22 protein-coding genes are annotated in these 24,226 nt (G+C 59.6%); 4 read left to right on the forward strand and 18 right to left on the reverse strand.

The genetic code is table 11. The features are described 5' to 3' along the window. Positions 1–229 precede the first annotated feature (229 nt). From B597_RS36785 to B597_RS36820, 8 genes are all read right to left on the reverse strand, one after another. Complete coding sequence (locus B597_RS36785) at positions 230–730, reverse strand: DUF934 domain-containing protein (protein WP_003297420.1); 501 nt, start codon at positions 728–730, stop codon at positions 230–232. After that, positions 714–2,372, reverse strand: a complete 1,659-nt coding sequence (locus tag B597_RS36790; RefSeq protein ID WP_024162125.1) for a nitrite/sulfite reductase — start codon at positions 2,370–2,372, stop codon at positions 714–716. Before B597_RS36790 ends, B597_RS36785 begins: the two co-directional genes overlap by 17 nt. A gap of 348 nt (positions 2,373–2,720) precedes the next feature. Beyond that, positions 2,721–2,936, reverse strand: coding sequence for a DUF2970 domain-containing protein (locus B597_RS36795; RefSeq protein ID WP_003297422.1), 216 nt, complete (start codon positions 2,934–2,936; stop codon positions 2,721–2,723). 149 nt (positions 2,937–3,085) lie between these two features. Further along, positions 3,086–3,616, reverse strand: a complete 531-nt coding sequence (locus B597_RS36800; RefSeq protein ID WP_003297423.1) for an Hsp20/alpha crystallin family protein — start codon at positions 3,614–3,616, stop codon at positions 3,086–3,088. Between the two features lie 151 nt (positions 3,617–3,767). Further along, complete coding sequence (locus tag B597_RS36805) at positions 3,768–4,217, reverse strand: hypothetical protein (RefSeq protein WP_003297424.1); 450 nt, start codon at positions 4,215–4,217, stop codon at positions 3,768–3,770. A 26-nt stretch (positions 4,218–4,243) separates the two neighbouring features. After that, positions 4,244–5,560, reverse strand: a complete 1,317-nt coding sequence (locus B597_RS36810; RefSeq protein WP_003297426.1) for a leucine-rich repeat-containing protein kinase family protein — start codon at positions 5,558–5,560, stop codon at positions 4,244–4,246. A gap of 94 nt (positions 5,561–5,654) precedes the next feature. Beyond that, complete coding sequence (locus tag B597_RS36815) at positions 5,655–6,683, reverse strand: RNA methyltransferase (protein WP_003297427.1); 1,029 nt, start codon at positions 6,681–6,683, stop codon at positions 5,655–5,657. Positions 6,684–6,705: 22 nt separating this feature from the next. After that, positions 6,706–7,854: an MFS transporter gene (locus B597_RS36820; protein ID WP_003297429.1), complete on the reverse strand. Its 1,149-nt coding sequence runs from the start codon at positions 7,852–7,854 to the stop codon at positions 6,706–6,708. Positions 7,855–8,217: 363 nt separating this feature from the next. On the opposite strand from B597_RS36820, the gene B597_RS36825 reads away from it, so the two are divergent. Continuing rightward, the gene (locus tag B597_RS36825) at positions 8,218–8,517 is read left to right on the forward strand and encodes a DUF1883 domain-containing protein (RefSeq protein WP_003297430.1); all 300 of its coding nucleotides are present in this window, start codon (positions 8,218–8,220) and stop codon (positions 8,515–8,517) included. Positions 8,518–8,637: 120 nt separating this feature from the next. Further along, positions 8,638–9,540: a DMT family transporter gene (locus tag B597_RS36830; RefSeq protein ID WP_003297432.1), complete on the forward strand. Its 903-nt coding sequence runs from the start codon at positions 8,638–8,640 to the stop codon at positions 9,538–9,540. Positions 9,541–9,560: 20 nt separating this feature from the next. On the opposite strand, the gene B597_RS36835 is transcribed toward B597_RS36830, so the two are convergent. The 8 genes from B597_RS36835 to B597_RS47040 all read right to left on the reverse strand — a co-directional run bounded on the left by B597_RS36835 (position 9,561) and on the right by B597_RS47040 (position 16,326). Next, positions 9,561–10,085 carry an AAA family ATPase gene (locus tag B597_RS36835; RefSeq protein WP_003297433.1) on the reverse strand — a complete coding sequence of 175 codons (525 nt, stop codon included), beginning with the start codon at positions 10,083–10,085 and terminating at the stop codon, positions 9,561–9,563. Beyond that, positions 10,082–10,645, reverse strand: a complete 564-nt coding sequence (gene pnuC / locus B597_RS36840; RefSeq protein WP_003297435.1) for a nicotinamide riboside transporter PnuC — start codon at positions 10,643–10,645, stop codon at positions 10,082–10,084. The genes B597_RS36835 and pnuC overlap by 4 nt, the downstream gene beginning before the upstream one ends. A gap of 316 nt (positions 10,646–10,961) precedes the next feature. Next, positions 10,962–11,285: a DUF5629 family protein gene (locus B597_RS36845; protein WP_003297436.1), complete on the reverse strand. Its 324-nt coding sequence runs from the start codon at positions 11,283–11,285 to the stop codon at positions 10,962–10,964. 1,517 nt (positions 11,286–12,802) lie between these two features. Then, positions 12,803–13,477 carry an HNH endonuclease gene (locus B597_RS46440; protein WP_003297438.1) on the reverse strand — a complete coding sequence of 225 codons (675 nt, stop codon included), beginning with the start codon at positions 13,475–13,477 and terminating at the stop codon, positions 12,803–12,805. A gap of 434 nt (positions 13,478–13,911) precedes the next feature. Continuing rightward, positions 13,912–14,505, reverse strand: a complete 594-nt coding sequence (locus tag B597_RS47025; protein WP_152028169.1) for a hypothetical protein — start codon at positions 14,503–14,505, stop codon at positions 13,912–13,914. 29 nt (positions 14,506–14,534) lie between these two features. Next, complete coding sequence (locus tag B597_RS47030; RefSeq protein ID WP_152028170.1) at positions 14,535–14,975, reverse strand: hypothetical protein; 441 nt, start codon at positions 14,973–14,975, stop codon at positions 14,535–14,537. 212 nt (positions 14,976–15,187) lie between these two features. Next, positions 15,188–15,649 (reverse strand): hypothetical protein, encoded by a 462-nt coding sequence (locus tag B597_RS47035; protein WP_152028171.1) that lies wholly within the window; start codon positions 15,647–15,649, stop codon positions 15,188–15,190. 77 nt (positions 15,650–15,726) lie between these two features. Next, positions 15,727–16,326: a hypothetical protein gene (locus tag B597_RS47040; protein WP_152028172.1), complete on the reverse strand. Its 600-nt coding sequence runs from the start codon at positions 16,324–16,326 to the stop codon at positions 15,727–15,729. Positions 16,327–16,481: 155 nt separating this feature from the next. Between B597_RS47040 and B597_RS36850 the strand changes: the two genes are divergently transcribed. Beyond that, positions 16,482–17,168 (forward strand): phage integrase N-terminal SAM-like domain-containing protein, encoded by a 687-nt coding sequence (locus B597_RS36850; RefSeq protein ID WP_003297440.1) that lies wholly within the window; start codon positions 16,482–16,484, stop codon positions 17,166–17,168. 356 nt (positions 17,169–17,524) lie between these two features. On the opposite strand, the gene B597_RS0223400 is transcribed toward B597_RS36850, so the two are convergent. Then, positions 17,525–17,818: a hypothetical protein gene (locus tag B597_RS0223400; protein WP_003297441.1), complete on the reverse strand. Its 294-nt coding sequence runs from the start codon at positions 17,816–17,818 to the stop codon at positions 17,525–17,527. Positions 17,819–17,989: 171 nt separating this feature from the next. Beyond that, positions 17,990–21,682 (reverse strand): methionine synthase, encoded by a 3,693-nt coding sequence (gene metH, locus B597_RS36855; RefSeq protein WP_003297443.1) that lies wholly within the window; start codon positions 21,680–21,682, stop codon positions 17,990–17,992. A 166-nt stretch (positions 21,683–21,848) separates the two neighbouring features. Between metH and B597_RS36860 the strand changes: the two genes are divergently transcribed. After that, positions 21,849–24,125, forward strand: a complete 2,277-nt coding sequence (locus B597_RS36860; protein ID WP_003297444.1) for a fatty acid cis/trans isomerase — start codon at positions 21,849–21,851, stop codon at positions 24,123–24,125. Positions 24,126–24,226: the final 101 nt, after the last annotated feature.

Genomic DNA, 24,226 nt, shown 5'->3' on the forward strand with positions numbered 1-24,226 from the left:
CGCGGCGATGCGGGCATCAGGGCTGTCGAAATCGCGAAACCTGCAGCGTGAGGCCGGACACTCGAAAAGACTCGCCCCGAGGTCGGGCCTCCCGCGAAAGCAGCCGGCACATACCGAACCTGTGGGAGGCGCGCCCCCGCGGCGATGCGGCCGAAAGACCGGCAAAGCTTCAAGCCCATCGTTCAACTGAACGGCATGGCGCCGGGGAGGGGGCTATTCGGGGGTCAGTTCAGCCCTGGCGACGGCGGAACAGCGGTCGTTCATCATCGGCTGCAGCCTGATAGGTCACCGAAAAGTCCTTCAGGCCTTCCAGCGCGTCGAGCGGGTCCCGATCGGCGCGGATGGCGAAGGCATCGAAGCCACAGCGGCGCATAAAGAACAGCTGGTCGCGCAGCACGTCGCCGATCGCGCGGATCTCGCCCTTGTAGCCGTAACGCTCGCGCAAAAGGCGCGCACTGGAGTAGTGGCGACCGTCGGTGAAGCTGGGAAAGTTCAGGGCGATGACCTGGAAGTGCGCAAGATCGTCAGCGATGTCTTCCACCTGCTCATCGGCATCGAGCCAGACGCCGAGTCCGCCGTCGCGGGCCTTCAGCGCATGTGCATGGTCGAGCCACAGGTGCAGCGGAACGATCAGGTCGTCGCTGTTGCACAGATCATCGAGCGTCTGTTCCTTGGGCAGCAGGTGCCAGGTTTCGTCGACCAGCTGATCGTTCTTAATGATTCGCTGCATAGACGCGCTCCTTGAAGGGATCAATGCCGATGCGGCGGAAAGTGTCGATGAACTGTTCATCTTCGGTACGCTGCTCCACGTAGACGGTGATGATCTTCTCGATCACGTCGGGCATCGCATCCTGGGCAAAGGACGGGCCGAGGATCTGGCCGAGGCTGGCCTCACGGCCGGAACTGCCTCCCAGCGAGACCTGGTAGAACTCGGCGCCTTTCTTGTCCACGCCGAGAATCCCGATATGGCCGACGTGGTGATGGCCGCAGGCATTCATGCAACCGGAGATGTTCAGGTCGATGTTGCCCAGGTCGAACAGGTAGTCGAGGTTGTCGAAGCGCCGCTGGATGGCTTCGGCGACCGGGATCGACTTGGCGTTGGCCAGCGAGCAGAAGTCCCCGCCCGGGCAGCAGATGATGTCGGTCAGCAGGCCGATGTTCGGCGTGGCCAGGCCCAGCTCGCGTAGTTCGTGCCAGAGTTCGAACAGTTTGGCCTGCTCGACATCGGCCAGAATCATGTTCTGCTCGTGGGAGTTGCGCACCTCACCGAAGCTGTAGCGATCGGCCAACTCGGCGATGGCGTCGAGCTGCTTGTCGGTGACGTCGCCAGGTGCCACGCCGGTGCTCTTCAACGACAGGGTCACCGCTGCATAGCCGGCCTTCTTGTGCGCGACCACGTTGCGCTGGCGCCAGCGGGCGAAGCCCGGATGCTCGGCATCCAGCTGGGCAAGGGCAGCGTCCTGGTCCTCGAGGGCTTTGTACTCGGGATCGACGAAGAACTTGCTGACGCGCTGGGCTTCGGCTTCGGTCAGGGTGCTCGGGCCGTCCTTCAGGTGCGCCCATTCGGCATCGACGCGCTCGGCGAAAACCTCGGGCGTCAGCGCCTTGACCAGGATCTTGATGCGTGCCTTGAACTTGTTGTCGCGGCGGCCGTAGCGGTTGTACACCCGCAAGATCGCATCGAGGTAGCTCAGCAGGTGCTGCCACGGCAGGAATTCGTTGATGAAGCTACCGACGATCGGGGTGCGACCGAGACCGCCGCCGACCGAAACGCGGAAGCCCAGCTCGCCTGCGTCGTTCTTTACCGCTTCCAGGCCGATATCGTGCACTTCGATGGCGGCGCGGTCGCTCACGGCGCCGTTCACGGCGATCTTGAACTTGCGCGGCAGGAAGGCGAACTCGGGGTGGAAGGTCGACCACTGGCGGATGATCTCGCACCAGGGGCGCGGATCGATCAGCTCGTCCTTGGCGACGCCGGCGAACTGGTCGGTGGTGGTGTTGCGGATGCAGTTGCCGCTGGTCTGGATGGCGTGCATCTGCACGGTGGCCAGCTCGGCGAGTATCTCGGGTACATCTTCCAGCTCGGGCCAGTTGAACTGCACGTTGGTCCGGGTGCTGATGTGCGCGTAGCCCTTGTCGTAATGACGCGCGATCTCGGCCAGCTTGCGTACCTGGGTCGAGGAGAGCAGGCCGTAGGGCACGGCTACCCGCAGCATCGGCGCATAGCGCTGGATGTACAGGCCATTCTGCAGGCGCAGCGGGCGGAATTCTTCATCAGCGAGTTCGCCCGCCAGGAAGCGGCGGGTCTGGTCGCGGAACTGCCGGACCCGATCCTCGATGATGTGTTGGTCGTACTGATCGTAAACGTACATAAATGTCCTGTTTTCAGGCTGTCTACAGCATTCGCGCGCACGGCCGCGCACCCGTTAAGGGAGGGCGGCAAGATACCAGCTAGTTGTTATGCGCAAAAGTGATGTTTGGGAATATGTTTAGAACGAAACCAAGCGAAATGGACTTACGGCGCCACGTCCTTGAGCAACGCCGATCCGTGGTCTTAACTGCGTGGAAACAGGCCGTGACCGTCATTGGGCGGCAAGAAGGAGTAATGCCATGAGAAACGATCGGCGCGACAGCCTGGTGGACGCAGCAGCCATATTCACTCTGATCATGCTCGCCGTGGGCGCCGCGGTATTCTGGGTCAGCCATCAATAGGCTGCGGCTCATTGTCCGGCGAGATAGAGCACCAGCTTTACCAGGCCAAGAATAGCCAGCACGAACAGCACGGTAAAACCGACGCCGAGGATGACGAAGTGGATGGGCTTGCCGTGGACGAAGTCCCGTGCCCTGTTCTTGCCGCTTTGCACGCCCAGCGCCGCTGCCAGGACGCTGCTCGTCATTTCACGAAGCGTCAGCTTCTTTTCCTGCTCGTCGTTCATGGCTGCCTCGGATCGCGGTTTTCCCGAAGTCTAGCTGAGCGTGTCGGGCTTGCTGCGTGAGCTAGGGCTGAGCGCTGGCGACAGCGGGCGGTATTGCAGTGGAGATCCATGAAGGGACCGGTCGCATGCGACCGATCCCTCGCCCAGTGCTACTCGGCCTTGATGGCGATCTTCTGCGCGCCGCTGCCAGTGCCTGGCTTCTTGGGCACGGAAAGACGCAACACACCTTTGCTGAACCTGGCGTCGATCTGCTCGCGGTCAATGTCTTCCGGCAGGGCGAAGCTGCGCTGGAAGCTGCCGTAGGACCGCTCGGAAAGGTGGTAGCCGTCCTTGTCCTCCTGGTGTTCCTGGCGCTTTTCACCGGTGATGATCAGGTTGCCGCCAACCATTTTCACTTCGACGTCCTTTTCGTCGAGCCCTGGCAGTTCGGCTGTGATTTCGAAGGCGTTGTCCTTTTCGACGACATCCACCGCCGGAATCCGGGTGGGGCCTCCCTGCCATAGCGGCGTGGATTCCAGCCCGTGACGGCCAAAGGGCAGATGCCAGGGCCGATCGAATTCGTCGAAAAGACGATCGACCTGACGGCGCAGCGAGTCGAAGGGGTGCCATGGCTCCTGCGGGGTCGAAGGCAGCTTCTTGTCATCGGTACTTACTGCAGGTTTGTTCGAAGTGTCGTTCATTTCGTAACCTCCATTAAGCTCGAGAGATTCAGAGCTCAGCCATTGTTCTGCCGGCCAAAGGGTTCGGGTTTGATCCCGATCAAGCTGTCGGGCGCGGACCGCTACCACTCGGCCCGAATCAATCGTATGGGTGATGCCGGCGAGGCGCTGGTCAAAGGTTCTGCTTGAACCAGTCCCACAGCCCGAGGGAGAAAGAAGGGAGCAGATCGATGCCCAGTGCGGATTTGAGCAGATAGAGGATCACCAGCCCGACCAGCGCGCAGAACAGCAGAAACAGCGTCGCCAGCGCGGCCTTGGCTATCAGCGAGAGATTCTGCTGCGGGCGCGTCAGGCTGCGCTTGTTGCGGCCGGCGACGATCGCGAAGTAGTAGCGGTCGCGCCAGAGCCTGATCGTTCCACGATAATCGATGCGGTGCTTGACCCAGGAGCGCGCGCCGAAAACACCCCGCAGTGCATCGAGCTGTTCTTCGCTGAACGATTCGCGCAGGTGTTCGGGCAGCCGCTGCTTGAGGCCGCGAACGAAGGGGTCCTGGTCCAGGGGCGTCTCCGCATAGGGTTTCGGATAGGGCGTGCGTTCGTCGTCCGCTGCGGGTGAAGTCATGGCTGGAATCGCTCCGGTAATGCGCGTCAGAGCGCGGCGAGAGAGGTGTACAGCTGGCCGAAGTCCGGTCGGTGATCCGCCTGTTCGGCCATGCACCGGCGTTGCAGATCGGCCAGGAGCTGCCGACGTGGGTCGTCGTCGAAGTCCGGGCAGCGTTGCAGCAATTCTTCCAGCAGGCAACCGAAGGCGCGCGATTCGATACGCTTCAGGGCGCGCCCGGCCGCGCTGTCCGGCTCGAAGAACGAGGCTGCACCGAAATCACTGAGCAGGCAGTCGCCATTCGGATCGACCAGCAGATTGTGGGCGTACAGGTCGCCATGCAGGATGCCTCGCTGGTGCAGATGAGCCACAGCCGAGGCGGTGCCGCGGGCAATGCGCAGCACCTGATCGAGACTGAACGACGTGCCTTCGGCGTAGCAGTCGCGTGTGCAGCTGGCGAGCGAGGGAGGGCCGGCCAGCGGCTGGAAGCTTGGCTCGACCAGGTTCATCAGCAGGCCCGGCGTCTGGCCCGCCTGCTCGGCCAGCGGCCCGGCAACATCGATCAGGTGGCTATGCGCGCCCGCCGCTATGCAGGCGGCCATCTCGCTGTGGGGCAAACCGTCGCTGGTGACCTGGCCTTTGAACAGCTTGGCGGCCATCTGCTTCGGCGGCTGTCCGGTCGGATACCACTCGGCACGGTGAATGATGCCGGATGCACCCTGGCCCAGCTGTTCGTGCAGGACCACCTGCTCGCGCGGGATCGCGGGCAGCGAATGGCGCGCGAGGCTCAGCGCTTCGTTGCTGTCGCTGAAGGGATTGCCGGCTGCGGCCAGCCAACTGAGGCGCGGCAGTGATAGCAGCCACTCGGGCAGTACCTGCAGGCGGTTCGCGGCGATGCGCAGCAGTTCCAGGTTGACGCAACTCGCGAGCGTGTCCGGCAGCGAAGACAGCCGGTTTCCGGCAAGCATCAGCTTTTGCAGACGTCGGCAGTTGCCGATCTCGTCGGGCAACGCCTGCAACTGGTTGTCGGTGAGGATCAGCCAACGCAACGCAGGCGGTAGCGCGGCGCTGGGTAGATGGCGGATCTGATTGGCCTTGAAGCCGATCATCTCCAGCTGCTCGCAGTCGCCGAGGCAGTCCGGCACCGCGCTGAAGAGGTTGTCCGAGCAGAACAGGATGCGCAGCTTGCGCAGGCGGGACAGCCCGGCCGGCAGGGCGTCCAGCCGGTTACCCGAGAGGTTCAGCACCTCCAGCGTATCGGCCAGGCCGAAGATCGTTTCGGGAAAGGTTCGCAGGTCGGCGGAAAGATCGAGGCGGCGTATTCCAGTCAGTTCGCCCTGTTCGAGTTGTGCCAGTGTGTGCATGCGGCTTTGCGCTTTCCTTGCTGAAGTGAGGCCGGAGACGGCCGTCGGTGGTATTGCGCTGGGACAGTGTGCAGCCGAGCGGGTTCAGGCCGGATCAGCGTGACCGCTTGCGATCGAGCACCTGTTCGGCTCGCGCACGGAGCTGGCCGCAGCCGCCGTCGATGTCCTGGCCGGCGGAGTTGCGTACCTTGGTCAGCACGCCGCGGCTGTGCAGGTAGCGCACGATCTGCACGATGCGCTCGCCATCCGGGCGCTGATATTCGTCGTCTTCCAGGCTGTTGTAGGGGATCAGGTTCATCACCGCGTACTTGCCCTTGAGCAGGCGCAGGATGCCGTCCATCTCGTCCTGGTTATCGTTGATGCCCTTGAGCAGGGTCCATTGGTACTGAATCGGGAATCCGGTCGCGCGGGCGTAGGCCTCGCCGAGCTCGACCAGTTCGTCGGGAGCGATCTGCGGCGCCCGCGGCAAGAGGGCCTGACGCAGCGCCGCATCGGTGCTGTGCAGCGACAGGGCCAGCGCCGGCCTCACCGTCTGTTGCGGCAGCCGCTCGAACACCCGCCTGTCACCGACGGTGGAGAACACCAGGTTCTTGTGACCGATACCGCCGTCCGTGCCGAGCAGGTCGATGGCCTCGAGCACATTGTCGAGATTGTGCGCCGGCTCGCCCATGCCCATGAACACCACCTTCTTCACCGGGCGGAAGCGTCGGGCGAGGGCGACCTGGGCGACGATCTCGGCACTGCCCAACTGGCGCAGCAGGCCGCTCTTGCCGGTCATGCAGAACACGCAGCCCACCGCGCAGCCGACCTGGCTGGAGACGCACAGGCCGTCGCGCGGCAGCAGCACGCTTTCCACCATCTGCCCGTCGCCCAGTTCCACCAGCAGGCGCGCCGAACCGTCGGCCGCCGGATGCTCGGAGCGCAGCCGCGCCAGACCGTCGAGTTCCGCGCTCAGTGCCGGCAGCCCTTCGCGCACGCTCAGCGGCAGGAAGTCTTGCGCCTGTTGCTGGCGCCGGCCGACGTCCAGTGGCAGGCCCTTGAGCCAGGCACGGGTCATCCGCCCGATATGACGGGGCTTGGCGCCGATGTCGGCGAGGCGTTGCTGGAAGTCTGGGATTCGCATAGGGCGCGCATTCTATCCGGGGTCACGCGGTGAAGCGACGGCTGAACGGCACGATGCCGAGCAACAGCACCGCCAGCAGGGCGAACGCCATGCCCAGCGAGCTGAAATGGGCGACCATGCCCATCATGGCCGGGCCGGCGAGCACCCCGGCGAAACCGATGGTGGTGGCCACGGTGACGGCCAGTTGCACCGGCATGCCGTCTTGCCGGCTCAAGGACGAAATCAGCACCGGCGAGACGTTGGCGCAGCCCAGCCCGCACAGCCCGTAGCCGATCAGCGCCACGACCCAATGCTCGGCGGCCAGGCTCAGGACGATGCCGAACGCCGCCAGCAACCCGCCGAAGGTGATGACGCGCGCCGTGCCGAGGCTGTTCACCAGCGACCCGCCGGCGAAACGCGCGATCGTCACCATCAGGGCGAAGGCCGCATAACCGAGGCCACCCTTGGCCACTTCCAGGCCCTTCTCGCCGGTCAGGTAGAGCGCGCTCCAGTCCAGTACCGCGCCTTCGGCCAGGTACACGACGAAGCACATCAGCCCCACCAGCAGCACCACGCCGGTAGGGCGCACGAAGGCAAAGCCGCCGCCCGGCGCACGGTTCGGCAGGAAGCCTCGTGCGACTGCGAGATTCGCCGCAACGATCAGCCCGATCATCAGAAAGCTGCCGAACGCCGGTGCCAGGCCGAGGGTCAGCAGGCCGGTGAGCATCAGCGCACCACAGATGGCTCCGAGGCTGTACATGCCGTGAAAGTTGGACATCAGCCGGCGGCCGACGGCCGTCTCCACCAGCACCGCCTGGATGTTCATGATCACGTCGATGACGCCCAGGCTGCCGCCGAAGCAGAACAGCGCCAGGGCCAGCAGCCACATCGAATCGGTCAGCGCCATGCCGGCCAGGGCCAGCGCCAGCAACACGACGCTGCACAGCTGCACCGGGCGAATGCCCCAGCGGCTCACCAGTACGCCGGACAGTGGCATCCAGCTCAGCGAGCCGACGCCGATGCACAGCAGCAAAAGACCGAACACCGCATCGGTCATCTCGATGCGTTCGCGCACGTAGGGCACCAGCGGCGCCCAGACGGACAGGCCGAAGCCGGCCATGAAGAAACCGCAACGGGTCGCGTTGCGCACGATGGGGGCGTCGATCTGGACGGTATTGCGGACCGCAGGCATGGGCGGCATTCCTCGATGAGCTGATTGGCGATCTCTGGGGCACGACGAGTCGTGTCACCAGAGGGCCAGCAATCCGGTATCGAAGAGAAACAGCAGCCGGCTTCCCGCGGGCAGGTCTGAGGAGCAGGGGCGTGGCGTGCTGTACATGGCAAGAGGCAGACGATCGGACAGGTCCCAGAGCATACACAACCCGCTTGCCGGAACAAGCCGCGTCTGATCAGCCCCGGCATAGCGGCACCAGGGCAATGGCGCCCACGCAGGCTGCAGTCGTGGGGATGCGCGGCGTTGAGCGTTCGCAGCGCCGATTTCGCGGGTGCCCATGCTATCGTTCTGCGCTTTGTCTCACCCGTGTCGGAGCAATCGATGAAGTTCATACACCAGCGCGAGCACATCAACGAGGGCGACATCGTCGTCATCCAGTGCTCGCAGACCTGCAATATTCGCCTGATGAACGATGCGAACTTTCGCAGCTTCAAGAATGGCGGCCGGCATACCTACCATGGCGGCGCGTTCGACAAATTCCCGGCAAAGATCGTGGTGCCGAGCACCGGATTCTGGAACATCACCCTCGATACGGTGACGCGTCGTCCGATCAGCGTGACGCGCAAACCGAACCTCAGCTACTCGATCAAGGTCATTCGACGGTCACCTTCGCGTCTGTAGCCGATGTCGGCACAGCGACGCACCGATCCGGGAGCGATCTTTTGAGCCATTCGCACGACCACGCTTGCAGCCCATACGCCGGGTTGAGCAACCGCACTTCGACCTGTCAGGGGTTCGCCCATGGCCGATAGCGGTAGCAGGACCGTCCTTGCACATCTCGGCATGCTGCTCTGGGCGCTGTTCGTCGGCTTGTCCTTCCCGGCAGTGGGGTTGCTCAGCGACGGACTGCCGCCGCTGCTGCTGACCGCCATGAGATTCGGCATCGCCGCGCTGGCGCTGGCACCGTTGGCCTGGAGCCAGAGCGAAGGGCGCCCGGACTGGCGCGCCCTGCTGCTTTACGCGGCCATGGGCCTGTGCCTGGCAGCCTTCTTCGGCACCATGTTCTGGGCTGCTCATCGGGTCAGTGCTCTGTCCATGGCAACGCTGTTCGTCAGCGTGCCGCTGCTGGCCTACTGCCTGGGGCGCGGGCTGGGGGTCGAACAGCCGGCTGGCGGTCTGCTCGCCATTCTGGCGCTTGGGGCGAGCGGGGCACTGGGGCTGGCGTGGGCCGAAAACGGTGGCGACTTCTCCGGCATGCAACTGGGCCTCGGTGAGCTGGGCTTCTTCCTCGGCTGTGTCGCGTCGGCGCTTTACCCGGTGCTCAGCAAATGGGGGCTGGCCAACGGTGTGCTGCCCAGGCAGGCGGGTTTGCGCACCTTCTGGAGCCTGGTTGCGGGGGCCGTCCTGATCGGCCTGATGGGCCTGGTATGGGAACGGCCGCCGGCACTGCTGCGCATGAATCTGCTGGATCTGCTGCTGTTGACCTACCTCGGCGTGTTCTCCAGCGCCATGACCTTTTTCCTGCAGCAGCGAGCGACCTCCGTGCTGAGCCCCGGTGCGGTCACGGCCTACAGTTATCTGGTGCCCTTCGTCTCGATGCTGTTGCTGTTCTTCGACCAGCCTGCGCGGATGGGCCTGCACTGGCTGCCGGGTAGCCTGCTGGTCATGCTCGCCATCGGCCTGCTGCTGCGCCGTGACCGCTGACCCTCAGGCGGGCGCCAGGATCAGTCGGCCAGCAGCGCGCGGGTATGGGCCATGGCCTGTCGCTCGCGCTCGCTCCAGTTGCCGCTGATCTCGACGAAGGGCTGGCCTCGCTGCTGCAATCCGCTACGGCATGCCTCGAAAAAGCGCAGCCGTGCGCCTGGGTCGGGCTGGCAGCGCTGGCCGTCGGCATGCCACTCGGCTCCCTCGGGCGACAGCAGCAGGTGCTGGTGGTAGTCACGTGCCTGCAACTCGTCTTCGAGCCAGCTCGGGCAATCGCCGAACAGCGTGCGACTCCAGAGGATGTTGCTCAGCAAATGGGTGTCGAGGATCAGCAGATGCGGCGCCCGGGCTCGCGCAGCGTCTTCCCAGCCCAGCTGGCCGCGGGCGATGGCCGGGACGTCGGACAGGCAGGTGTCGCGCTGCGTGCGCTCGATGTAGTGACGAACGTATTCACCGACCATGGCCCCGCCGAACGTCGCCAGCAGCCGCTCGGCAAGCCAGCTCTTGCCGGTGGACTCCGGCCCCGTGAGCACCAGCACTTTCATCGTGCCGCCACCAGCGCAGCACGCCACTCGCGCAGCCCCATCAGCGCCAGTCCGGTGAACAGCGCGTAGAGCGCGGCCGTCAGCCAGTAGCCCTGATAGCTGAAGAACGCGATGAACAGCACATCCACCACGATCCACAGCGCCCAGCACTGCAATCGCTTGAGCGCCATCCATAGCTGGGCTAGCAGGCTGAATGCCGTCAGGGTGGCATCGATCCAGGGAAATGCCGCTTCGGTGGTGCTGGCCATCGCGCCGCCGAGCAGCAGGCTGATCAGCGTTGCACTGAAGATCCCGACAGACACCTCACGGGAGCTGGCCCGGCTTACGAGGCGACTGCGACCGCCGCTCGCTCCGCCTGTCCAGGCCCACCATCCGTACAGCTGCATTGCCGCGAAGACACTGTGAAGCAGCACCTGTGAATACAGCTTCGCCTCGAAGAAGAACCAGGCATACAGCGACACCATGCCCAGGCCGATCGGCCAGCACCAAGGGTTCTGGCGCACCGTCAGCCATACGGCAAGCACGCCGAGCAGCGAGGCGATCAGTTCGAGAGACGACATGGCATGCGACCGGGTTGCAAGCGAGGGGCGCGATCATAACGGACGGTGGCCGTCATGGCTGCAAGGCGGATGTGCGCGATCCGATCAGCTCCGTTTGGCGCGCTGCCGTGGCCTTCTGCGGCGCTTGCCCCCTGGCATCCGGATTCTTGCCTCCGGCTGTCTGAGCAACGGATTTTCTGCGCGCGACAGCGCTTCGGCGCGCGGCCGCTGAATGCCTCGCAGGCAGCGTACCCGCTGACCCCGGACTCCCGTGTTGTGGCTGATCCGCGTCGCGCTGAACACTCACCGGGATAGCTGCCCGGCATGGAGGAGGGCGTTATTCCGCTTCGTCCTCTGCAGCAATGGCGCTGAGGCACTGCAACTGATGCGGCCCTTCCAGCAGCCAGCTTGCGCCATCGGCCTGGCGCTGGGCTTCCATGATCTGGTTGTAGCTGAACTGCCACTGGCGTCGGGTGCGGCCGTCGACCGAGTCGATGGTCAGCAGGATGTCTTCGCTGGCGAACGGCTGCCCGGCCTCGGCGGCTGCATCGGCCTGATCGAGCAGGGCTTCGGCGAGGGAGAACTGCCAGGCATGCAGGCCGTCGATGATCAGCATGTCGGCGGCTTCGAGTTCGTCCAGCAGATAAGGGGTGTCAGTCATGGGGATCGCCTGTTGGTGAGGAGGGCGGGTATTGTGCGGATCTGGACGGGCAGAGGTCGAGAGACAGGCAAATGGCCGGAAACGATCTGCTGGGCGCCAGGCGACGGGTTCAGAGCCCTCGTCTCGACAGTGCCACAGGCTGATGGCCAGGGAGCCGCCTGTGACCGCCACAAACCCGAAAGCCATCTTGCGTCCTTTCCCGATAGTCCGTTTTGGCGTCAAGGGCCAGGGCCAGTTGGACGCATGCCACGCGCGCGCTCAGTGGTCTTTTCTGTGAATAAAACAAGAGCCAAAGTAGGAAATCAGAAGGCCGATCTCGTCTATTGGTTGTTTTTGATTTGCGTTCTGTTTTTAATGATGAAGATTATTTTTGGAACTCCTAGAGCAAAACCCATAATCAAGAAAATCCATGGATAATAAGGACAGTGGAAGCCTTCTGAAAGAACTGGCTTAGTAACTGCAATTTCATAAAGTGAAAATGCCATTAGTGCTTGACCAAGCAATTCGAGTAGTCGGATTTTGTAGCTTGGTTTGGCATTTTCGTGAGATCAGAATTCGTGTTAAATTTTATATTCTTTGATGCGGCGCTAGCAAGCCAAGGGAAAATTTTGCGTACACCTGCGTTGCCGCCAAAGCCATAAATCAAGAATAAAATGCCAGTGCAAAAAAAATTAATAATTCAAAGCGGTCGTTTTCTGATTCTGATATCACCTTGAATGTAAGTATGCAAATTACAACGCCAAAATATATCGCCGCGCCACGTAACAAGGCACGCAGTAATTTTCTCAGCATCTCTCGATTCCTGTCTTTTTGCTAATTTTTAGGGCTTTAGCCCGTCCCAGTGAGCGAAGCGAACGGTTTAAATCAGTTGTTATGTGCTTTTAACCCGTAGCCAATGCTTTTTTGAATTTTCCTGACGCTTGATTTTGCCAGTTCGTATAAGCTGATTAAACGATGCGGTAAATTCGGACTGCGGAACCTTGAGCTTATTTTGAATTTCAATTGATGTGATGGGCTGAGACATTAGCTTGAGAATTTTTGCCTCAATAAATGTGTCAATTGCCACTACAACGTTGTTGGTCTCGGGTTCTATGGCGATATGCGGAGCGCTAGCTTTTTAGCCTGCAAGTGAGCATTGAAACTCAAATGCCTTCCACAGACTTTGGTCTTTAGAGCAAAGATTGAAGTCTATTGCTTTTTTCTCAGCTTTTGAGAGGTGAGATAGAACGTTGGATAGATGAGCAATTATGTAGAAGTCTGCTTGATTCTGTCCCGACGGATAGCCGCTTACACAGGTTAATAGCGCATTGCTGCATGCGGATTTTAGGCTTTCTGAGTTTGTGAATACGAAAACTCTATCGAGGATGGAAATCGTTAGTTCATCCAGCATGCTGAGGCCGATATTTTCAGCGTCGACGTAATAGATTTTCAAAGGCTACTCCAGTGCCAGATGAGCACATAACGTTTGGCTAACGGGCCGGCTTTAGCCGGTCCCAGCGAGTGATGTGAGCGCATTGTTAGGCATTAGCTCCGAAATGCTTTTCCCTATGGCAGTTTGGGCATAGCGCTATTGCATTAGCCACTGTGTCTTCGCCGTTATGCGCTAGTTGGATAATGTGGTGTACTTCTAGGTATGGAGTTTTGTCTTTTGCTCTAAGGAATGGAGCTATTTTATTGCAGCCTTCACATACTCCTCCTGCTCTTTCCAAGACCTCAACTACAACATATGGATTGCGCAAATATGCTGTGGACGTAGTAGTTACCTTCCTAGGTCTTTTGCTCGCATTATTTAGCCTTGATTTTCTTTCTGCTGGGGAAGATTTCTTTGCTTCTTCAATTGCTTTTTCAAATTCACTATCAATGAATGAGGCAGGGGTTGGATTCCGCCTGTTAATATATTCTCTAGCCATGCCATACAGGTATGACTCGTTCTGTGTGTCAATTAGGCCGTTGGCGGAAAGAAATTCTCCTACGCTGGCCTCAATTCGTTGTGGATCAATGGCGTGAAAATTGTTTACGACAACCGTTAGCTTATCTAGCCTGAGGCGACTGGCTGTTCTGGATTGTGTTGGTTGTATTCTAACTCGGTCATCAAGAATTTCTGTTATCTGGAAATAGCGTCTTCCGCCGCCTGATGCGATTATGTCGTTAACTGAAAAGTGTAATTCAATATCTTGTCGGCTTATGGGCATGCACTTCTCCACAACTAATGCCTAACGTTTGGTTAAGGAACGGACTTTAAGCCCGTCCCAGCGAACGAAGTGAGTGATTTGAGCACATTATTAGGAGCTACTTCTTGATTAAACGATGCACTGACCAAGCTGCAAATGAAGCACCAAACATGGCAAATGCGACACCTGGTACAAAAGTGTAGAAATTTACCTGCACTGATGTAGTGTTTATAGATAAACCTGTTTCTGAATTTCCCGTTCCGCTTGATATCAAGAGGTAACCGCAAATAATACTAATGCCAGCAGTTGCAAATGCACCGATTGCCGTAATAAGCTAATGTGCACAGCTGTTGGGTTGGTGAACACATGTGACTCCTAACGTCGCAAATCGCCGGCTGCAAAAAGCAGAGCGACGAAGGAGCGACGCTTTTTGACGTCCGAGTGAGTTTTCCTTGTTAGCCGTTCTCCTTATCGCAGTTCAGTCTAGCAAACCAAGCACGGTCTCGATCAAGCGGTAACTCTGCACCAAACCCTAGTTCTTTACGAATTAGATTTCGATATTCATTCAATAAGTCGGTGGGTGGAGGAAGTGTTTCAGTTTGATTTTTTGGGCCGAACATGATCTCGTCAAACTTTACGACTATTTCTGTGTTATCACATGAAAGGATTAATTTACTATGGTATTCTCGTGCCTCTTTTGTAGACGCATGCTGTTTAACAATGCCGCCATCTTCTGGCGGTGTAAAAAAATGACTGAAGTGCGCGTCGATAAGGCTTAATGACTTTAGGCATGCCTCATACCTTAGATTATATTTAATTGAGTCAATCTCCTTGTTCTTTCCCAGCTCCAGCTTTACTCCTTCGATCTTTCTTGTGATTTCTTCAATATCTTCTTTTGTTGCGGTGCCTTTCGCCTTTTCCTTTAAGTAGGCACCAAAGAACGCCGCTACTGAGCTTGCAATAATGAGCACAAAAATCTGCCATCCATCCATGCCTGCACTTTTTTCTATTGCAGCTTCAACAATTTCTCGAATTTGTTCTTCGTTCATACCGCTCCTATTGTTTTAACGCTAACGCTTCAATCAGCCGCCGCTTTAGCGGTCGGCTGCATTGACTTGTTAGCTTTAATTTTTTCAGGAATTTGAAAGTGAAACTGTGAAAGGTTATTAAATTCATTATATGTATCAGAGCATAGATCATTTCTAATGACTTCGTATAGCGCTGTAAAATTAGGGGCTTTACCGCCTCCCGCAGATCGGCTAACAAATTCCACCACTTCTTGTGATGCATACAAAGGTAATCGATTAAATTCTATGCAAAACTTTCGATTTGCCAGAATGCTGTCTTCTGTATCCATGCTATTTATATGCGAAAACTTTATTGATACAGCCTCTAGAAACATGTGGTAATAATCTTGTTTTATTTTTCGTGCCTCAGCATTTCTCTGCAGCCTAAAATCTTTTAAATACGCCAGTTCAGATGCTATTGCTTCATTTTTTGCCTTTAACTCTGATTTCAAGTTTTCTATTTTTTCGGAATATTCATGCTTAACAGCATTGGTTAGCCTAGTTTTTATCAGATTCTTAAATAAGAAGCCTAGAATCGCCAAAAAACTGATGAACTTAAAGTGGTATATATAATCTCCATATTTTCCCTTTTGAAGCTAACGTTTGGTTAAGGGGCGGGCTTTAGCCCGTCCCGGTGAGCGAAGCGAACGATTTGAACCAGTTGTTAAGTGCCAACTGCAACGCCCAGCCACTTTGTTAGGTAAGGACTTGCGGCTAGACCCGCAACGAAAAGTATTGTTCCCGCAGCTAGATTAATTAGGAAGGCGATGACTCTCTCTGAGGTTTTTCCTTTGTTGAGAGAAGCGTCTAACTGCGACAGTAATGCCTTAGCGTTTTCTTGCTCAATGCTGGCTAGCGCTGCATACCGTTGATGTTCATCTTTTAATCTTGAAACGCTCGCCATTTTTGTTTTTAGCTCGCTTTCTAAGCGTTCTACTAGATGAGAAGTTTCTTGAAGGGACTCATACGCCTGGTCAATTTTTCGACCAAACGACTGCTCGTTCTCTGTTAGATCTTCAAGTAGATATTTGAAATCTTGCGAAACATAGGGCGTGAACATTTTCACCAAAGACCTATAGGTGTATCTGGTAATCATGTTGAGCTTTTCTTGGCGAGTACGATTCATCTTTGGCACTTAACGATTAAGCTAAGGGGCCGGCTTCGCCGGTCCCAGCGAGTGAAACGAGCGATTTGAGCGAATTGTTAGGCTTCCGAGCGAACAGGGAGCCACCAAGTGTCAAGGTCGGCGATATCTTTGCGGCGTCGTGCTAGAACCTCAAAGGGCTCTGTTTCAACGTTGAAGTAATACTTCTTCGATAGGAAATTTTTGTTTGAGCGATCAAATACATTAAGAATTATCTGATGCTGACCTGTGCTCAGAATAACGTCTGAAAAATTTTCTGACGTTTTAGTGAAACTGGTTAGTCTGATGTAATGCTGTGCTCCTGATTTACCATGAACCAAGAATGGTGAGGCAGTTTTGCTTATGCTCCAGCCTTCGCCTTTGTGTGAGTTTTCCTCGGCAAAATCTTGCCAGTATAGTTTCCAGTTTTGATTGGTTGGGGAAATTAGAGTTAGATCAAAATTTGTTATTGTGAAGGATTTTGATCCTTCGTTAATTACGGAAATCGGAATAAACATGGAAAAGCAGTGTTCGTAGTAATATAGCCAAACTCGATTGTCTACATAGACTTCTACATCGGCCTTCGAGTTGCTCATCTTGTAGCCAAGAATAGTTCCTAGTAGTGCTCCTGCAATTGAGCCTGTTGCTCCTACTATTCCCGCGGCCAAGGTTGGATCCATGGTTTTTCCTCTTTTTCCTAACTACTATTCGTCCCCAATTTGGTGTGAACAAATGCACCAAATGGTGTGTAATCGTCCCTTGCCTATTCCATGAAAGTCTACGTCTCGCTACGCTCTGGAAGTTCTTGTCTCTGGTACAAGGAACGTTATGCACCATGGACGGCAAGCCCAAATTGCTGGATCGGCTTCGTGAGCAGATCCGTCTTCGTCATTATTCCATTCGGACCGAAACCGCTTATGTCTACTGGGTTCGGGCTTTCATTCGTTTTCACCGGATGCGCCATCCCGAGCAGATGGGCGCTGTGGAGGTTGAGCACTTCCTTTCGCATTTGGCCGTGTCGCGCAATGTCTCGGCGTCGACGCAGAACCAGGCGCTGGCTGGACTGTTGTTTCTGTACAGGCACGTATTGGCAGCGCCGTTGCCCTGGCTCGATGAAGTGGTTCGAGCGAGGAAACCGGAGCGTCTGCCGGTTGTACTTTCGGTTGAGGAGACGCGCCGGCTGTTGGTTTGCTTCGACGGTGAGGTCGGGCTGGTCGTTAACCTGCTCTACGGCTCCGGGTTGCGGCTGATGGACCCACGTTCCGGAGCGCGCCGACGTCATCACCTGGATGAAAAGCGGGTGCAGCGGGCGTTCAAGCGTGCGGTGGCAGAGGCGGCGATCGACAAGCCGGCCACGCCGCGTACGCTGCGGCACTGTTTCGCCACGCATCATCTTGAGAGCGGCCAGGACATTCGCACGGTGCAGGAGTTGCTTGGGCACGCGGACGTGAAGACGACGATGATCTACACGCACGTGCTCAATCGAGTGGGCTACGGGGTGCGCGGTCCGCTGGATCGCTGATGGGGATTGTCCGGGCGCGGTGAAGAGAGGGGAAGGCACGTCCTTGCTCGCCGTTGTCTGTCCGTTACTCGGTGGAGCTTAATCCTGCGGGCGAGACAAAGGGAAGGCCAATGGCCATCTTTCCGGGCTATGGGGCCTCTTCGCGAGCAAGCTCGCTCTCATCAAACATAAAATAACGTATTGTTTTTTATGAGAAATTTCAAAACTCAGCTTATACCTCCCGTAGGAGCGGGCCATGCCCGCGAGTCGCGCGCATGGCGCGCTCCTACAGGAACCTGCCCCCATGTTTGCTGCGCGACAGCGCACCGTCACGCACGGGGCGGAGGCTCCTAAAGGATGGCGCAAAGCGTTGCAATTCAGTCCGTTACTTCCAGATCGTTCTCTGCAGCCCAGTCGCGCAGGGCTTTTGCTGTCGCCTCTTTCTGGAAGTCATACCAGGCCTGTAACTGCCCGTTGCGCTCGACCAGCGAGCGGAATCGGCCGTAGGCGCCGCGCTTGCGAAATATCTGGCGGACCTCGTCATAGTCACCGGGCATGTGCCGTGCGGCGAAATCGAACACCAAGGCGGTGCCCAGGTCCAGATCGCGGGCATCCGGCACCTGGACGTAGCGGGCCTCGTCATCGATAGCCTCGGGTAGAGGCTCGCCCATGTCGGTCGCTCCGGATTCGTCCTGCAGATAGATCTTTCCGGCCGTCCGGCAGATCCAGGCCGCGAAGCCCGGATCTCCGGCATCGGCCCAGCGATAGGCATCCTCCAGTTCGGCAAAGGTCAGTTTCGGCTTCGGTGTGATCTTCTGACCCTCGGTCGTCGTTTCTGCGGATCAGTCGTCATACCCCAGGTTCGGCATCAGCCAGCGCTCGCTGACGGCCAGCTCCTGGCCCTTGCGCTGGCTGTAGCTCTCCACCTGGTCGCGATCGATCTTGCCGACCGCGAAGTACTGCGCTTCCGGGTGGGCGAAGTACCAGCCGCTGACCGCCGCGGTAGGCAGCATGGCGTAGTGCTCGGTGAGCGTGACCTGGCTGATGCCGTCGGCATCGAGCAGCTGGAACAGCGTGCCTTTTTCGGTGTGGTCCGGGCAGGCCGGGTAGCCGGGGGCAGGACGGATGCCCTTGTACTGTTCGCGGATCAGCTCCTCGTTGCTCAGCTGCTCATCCTTGGCGTAGCCCCAGTACTGCTTGCGCACCTGTTCGTGCAGCCATTCGGCGCAGGCCTCGGCGAGGCGGTCGGCGAGCGCCTTGACCATGATCGAGTTGTAGTCGTCGCCCTTGTCCTGGTAGGCCTTGGCCAGCTCTTCGGCGCCGATGCCGGCGGTGCAGATGAAGCCGCCGACATAATCGGTGATGCCGCTGTCCTTCGGCGCGACGAAATCGGCCAGGGACAGATTCGGCTTGGCGTCCGGCTTGATGATCTGCTGGCGCAGGTGGTGCAGGGTGGCCAGTTTCTCGCCGCTGTCGCCATAGACCTCCAGGTCATCGTCCTGCACCTGGTTGGCCGGCCAGAAGCCGAACACGGCGCGGGCGCGGATCAGCTTCTCGTCGATCAGCTTGTTCAGCATCGCCTGGGCGTCGCTGAACAGCGAGGTGGCTGCTTCACCGACCACTTCATCCTCGAGGATGCGCGGGTACTTGCCGGCCAGGTCCCAGGCGATGAAGAAGGGCGTCCAGTCGATGTACTCGGCCAGGGTGCGCAGGTCGATGTCTTCCAGCAGCTGGCGGCCGGTGAAGCTCGGCTTGACCGGCGTGTAGTCGGTCCAGTCGAACTGCGGCTTGTTGGCGACGGCCTGGGCATAGCTCAGCCGCTCGGTGCGCGCATTGCGGTTGGCGGTGCGCTCGCGGATCACGGCGTATTCTTCGCGGGTCTTGTCGACGAAGGCGGGCTTGAGCTCCTTGGACAGCAGGGTGGTGGCGACACCCACCGCGCGCGAGGCGTCAGTGACGTAGACCACCGCATCGTTGTGGTACTGCGGGTCGATCTTCACCGCGGTGTGCGCCTTGGAGGTGGTGGCGCCGCCGATCATCAGTGGCAGGCTGAAACCCTGGCGCTGCATTTCCTTGGCCACATGGACCATCTCGTCCAGCGACGGCGTGATCAGGCCGGACAGGCCGATGATGTCGCACTTCTCGGCGATGGCGGTCTGCAGGATCTTCTCCGCCGGCACCATCACGCCCATGTCGACCACGTCGTAGCCGTTGCAGCCGAGCACCACGCCGACGATGTTCTTGCCGATGTCGTGCACGTCGCCCTTCACCGTGGCCATGAGGATCTTGCCCTTGGCTTCCGGCTTGTCGCCTTTCTCCGCTTCGATGAAGGGGATCAGGTGGGCCACGGCCTGCTTCATCACGCGGGCGGATTTCACCACCTGGGGCAGGAACATCTTGCCGGCGCCGAACAGGTCGCCGACCACGTTCATGCCGCTCATCAGCGGGCCTTCGATGACCTCGATGGGGCGCGCGCACTGCTGGCGGCATTCCTCGGTGTCTTCGACGATAAAGGCGGTGATGCCCTTGACCAGCGCGTGTTCCAGTCGCTTGTCCACCGGCAGGTTGCGCCATTCCTCGGTTTCGGCTTCCTTGACCGAGCCGTCGCCTTTGTACTTGTCGGCCAGTTCCAGCAGCGCTTCGGTACCGTTGGCGCTGCGATTGAGCACCACGTCCTCGACCGCGTCGCGCAGCTCCTTCGGAATCTCGTCGTAGATCTCCAGTTGGCCGGCGTTGACGATGCCCATGGTCAGGCCCGCCTTGATCGCATGGAACAGGAACACCGAGTGGATCGCCTCGCGCACCGGGTTGTTGCCGCGGAAGGAGAATGACACGTTGGACACGCCGCCCGAGGTCAGCGCGTAGGGCAGGTTGTCGCGGATGAAGGCACAGGCTTCGATGAAGTCGACCGCGTAGTTGTTGTGTTCCTCGATGCCGGTGGCGATGGCGAAGATGTTCGGGTCGAAGATGATGTCTTCCGGCGGGAAGCCGACTTCATTGACCAGGATGTCGTAGCTGCGCTGGCAGATCTCGCGCTTGCGCGCGGCGGTGTCGGCCTGGCCGGCTTCGTCGAAGGCCATCACCACCACCGCGGCGCCGTAGCGCTTGCACAGGTGGGCGTGCTGCTTGAACTGCTCGACGCCTTCCTTCATGGAGATCGAGTTGACGATGCCCTTGCCCTGGATGCACTTGAGGCCCGCCTCGATCACCTCCCACTTGGAGGAGTCGATCATGATCGGCACGCGGGAAATGTCCGGCTCGCCGGCGATCAGGTTGAGGAAGGTGACCATGGCCGCCTTCGAATCCAGCATGCCCTCGTCCATGTTGATGTCGATCACCTGGGCGCCGGCTTCCACCTGCTGCAGGGCGACTTCCAGCGCCTCGGTGTAGTTCTCCTCGCGGATCAGCCGGGCAAATTTGGCGGAACCGGTAATGTTGGTGCGCTCACCGACGTTGACGAACAGCGAGCTGCGGTCGATGGTGAACGGCTCCAGGCCCGACAGGCGGCAAGCCTTGGGGATGTCCGGGATGGCGCGCGGCGGGTACTTGGCCACGGCTTCGGCGATGGCCTGGATGTGCGCCGGCGTGGTGCCGCAGCAGCCGCCGATGATGTTGAGAAAGCCGCTGGCAGCGAACTCTTCGACCACCGCGGCCATTTCCGCCGGGGTTTCGTCGTATTCACCGAAGGCGTTGGGCAGGCCGGCGTTGGGGTGCGCGGAAACGTGGGTCCCGGCCTTGTTGGCCAGTTCTTCCAGGTAGGGGCGCAGGTCCTTGGCGCCGAGGGCGCAGTTCAGGCCCACGGAAATCGGCTTGGCATGGGCCACCGAGTTCCAGAACGCCTCGGTGGTCTGGCCGGACAGGGTGCGGCCGGACGCATCGGTGATGGTGCCGGAGATCATGATCGGCAGCTCGACGCCGTCTTCTTCGAACACCTGCTGCACGGCGAAGATCGCCGCCTTGGCATTGAGGGTATCGAAGATGGTTTCGATCAGGATCAGGTCGGCGCCGCCTTCGATCAGGCCACGGGTAGCCTCGACATAGTTTTCCACCAGCAGGTCGAAGGTGACGTTGCGATAGCCGGGGTTGTTGACGTCCGGGGAGATCGAGCAGGTACGGCTGGTCGGGCCGAGCACGCCGGCGACGAAGCGCGGGCGGTCCGGCGTCTCGGCGGTCTTGGCGTCGGCCACTTCGCGGGCCAGGCGCGCACCCTCGACGTTCAGCTCGTAGACCAGCTCTTCCATGCCGTAGTCGGCCTGGGACACGCGGGTGGCGTTGAAGGTGTTGGTTTCGAGGATGTCGGCGCCGGCGTCCAGATAGGCCTTCTCGATGGCCTGGATCACGTCCGGGCGGCTCAACAGCAGCAGGTCGTTGTTACCCTTGACGTCCTGCGGCCAATCGGCGAAGCGCGTGCCGCGGTAATCGGATTCCTCCAGCTTGTAGCTCTGGATCATGGTGCCCATACCACCGTCCAGAATCAGGATGCGCTCCTTGAGCGCTTGTTGGAGGGCCTGAAGACGGGCGTTGCGAGTGGACATGGGGACTACCTGAAAAAGCGGGAACGAAAAGAGCGCGAATGATAGCAAAGCTGCATGCTTTTTTAGCTTCCGGGCTTTTGCATGAAGATTATTCAGGTTGGCGCGGCGATTAGCGGTCATCGACCGGGACGAATAGAATGCGGGCTCACTTCCAGGCGCTCGTTACATGTCCTTCCGTTTCTGGCTCGTCTGTCTGCTTTTATTCTCGGGTAATGCTGCGCAAGCCGAAGCCCTTTCCTATCAGCGCGACATCCAGCCGATCTTCACCGCCAAGTGCGTCGCCTGCCATGCCTGTTACGACTCGCCTTGCCAGCTCAATCTGGGCAGCGCCGAGGGCGCGTCCCGTGGTGGGCACAAACTGCCGGTCTACGATGGCGTCCGCGTGAAGGCCCAGGCCCCGAGCCGGCTGTTCCTCGATGCCGAAGGCGAGGCGGCCTGGCGGCGCAAGGGCTTTCATTCGGTGCTCGATGCCCAGGGTAGCCAGGCAGCACTGATGGCGCGGATGCTGGAACTCGGTCGCAGCCAGCCGCTGGTCGCCAACGCCAAACTACCAGCGGAGCTGGATATCGGCATCGGCAGGGAAAACAGTTGCCCGCTGCCGGAAGAGTTCGATGCCTATGCCCGCGGCAATGCCCATGGCGGAATGCCGTTCGCCGTGACCGGACTGAGCGACGACGAATATGCCCGACTGCAGCGCTGGCTGGAGCAGGGCGCGCCAGTCGAGAGCCAGGCGCTGCAGCCATCCGCCGCCGAGGCGGCGCAGATCGCTGAGTGGGAACGACTGCTCAATACACCCGGCCCGCGTGGCAGCCTGGTCGGCCGCTGGCTCTATGAGCACCTCTTCATTGCCCACCTGTATTTCGAAGGGGCGGACGGCGGTCATTTCTACCAACTGGTGCGCTCGCGCAGCCCCAGCGGAGAGCCGGTCGATCCGATCGCCACGCGCCGCCCGAACGATGACCCGGGCACGCATTTCAGCTATCGGTTACGGCCGATCGCAGACGTCATCGTGCACAAGACGCACATTACCTATCCGTTGAGCGTGGCGAAGCTGGCGCGGGTCAGGTCGCTGTTCTTCGAGAGCGACTGGAGCGTCGATGTCGTGCCCGGTTACGGCGCCGGCCATCGGGCCAACCCGTTCAAGACGTTCCAGGCGATTCCGGCCGAGGCGCGTTACCAGTTCATGCTGGACAACGCCGAATACTTCGTGCGCACCTTCATCCGCGGGCCGGTCTGTCGCGGGCCGATCGCCACCGATGTGATTCGCGACAACTTCTGGGTGTTCTTCCAGGACCCGCAGCACGACCTGTACGTGACGGACCGTCACTTCCGCGAGCAGGCCACGCCGCTGCTGGCGGTCCCCGGCCAGTTCGATGAGATGGGCGACCTGCTGGCCTTCTGGCAGACCTACCGCAGCAAGCGCAATCAGTACGAACGGTTGCGCATGAAAGCCTATGCCGACAAGCCTGCCCAGTGGCCGCAGATCTGGTCCGGCAACGACAATGCCCTGCTGAGCATCTTCCGTCAGCATGACAGCGCGTCGGTGCGCAAGGGGCTCATCGGCGAGGTTCCACAGACGCTCTGGTGGATGGACTATCCGCTGCTCGAGCGCACCTACTACCAACTGGTGGTCAACTTCGACGTGTTCGGCAACGTGTCCCATCAGGGGCAGACACGGCTTTACTTCGACCTGATCCGCAATGGCGCCGAGCTGAATTTCCTGCGCCTGCTGCCCGCTGATTCCCGGCAGGCGATCCTCGACGACTGGTACGAAAAGAGCGGGCAGCTGAAGTTGCTGCTGGCCTATACCTCCATCGACCGTTCGACACCCTCGCTGCTCCAACTGGGCAAGGCCGATCCCAAGCGCGCTTTCGCCGGGCAGATGCTCGAGCGCTTTGCCGGCATCAATGCGGCGCCGGATCCGATCAATCGCTGCCAGGGCACTCGCTGCTACCGGCCCGAGCAGCCGGCAGCACTGCAGCGCGCCGAGCAGGCGCTGAGTCGCCTGAGCAACCGCCTGGCAGGTGGATTGCCGGCCATCCTGCAGCTGCCGGAGGCCACCCTGCTACGCGTCGAGTACGGGCAGGGACGCCGCGAAATCTACAGCCTGCTGCGCAATCGCGCGCACAGTAACGTCGCCTTCATGTTTGGCGAGACGCTTCGCTGGCAGCCTCGGCTGGACACCCTGACCGTTTACCCGGGCATCCTGAGCAGCTACCCGAACTTCATGTTCGTTATACCGGCAGCGCAAGTACCCGTATTCGTCGCAGCGCTGGAGCAGGTGCGCGATGCCGCGGATATGGAGCGGCTGGTCGGGCGCTGGGGAGTGCGTCGAAGCCATCCCCGTTTCTGGGACTATTTCGGTGACATGACGCGCTACCTCGAAGAGACCGAGCCGGTAGAGGCGGGCGTCCTCGACATGAATCGATACCAGAACCTGTGAGTGCGGCCTGGATTCCGCAGATGGAGCGGAACGCAATGAGCGTTATCCTGACTAAAATACTAGGACTTAACCGCGGCAGTGGTTTGGCGTACACTGCCGCG

Source organism: Stutzerimonas stutzeri KOS6 (assembly GCF_000307775.2).
GTDB lineage: Bacteria > Pseudomonadota > Gammaproteobacteria > Pseudomonadales > Pseudomonadaceae > Stutzerimonas > Stutzerimonas stutzeri_B.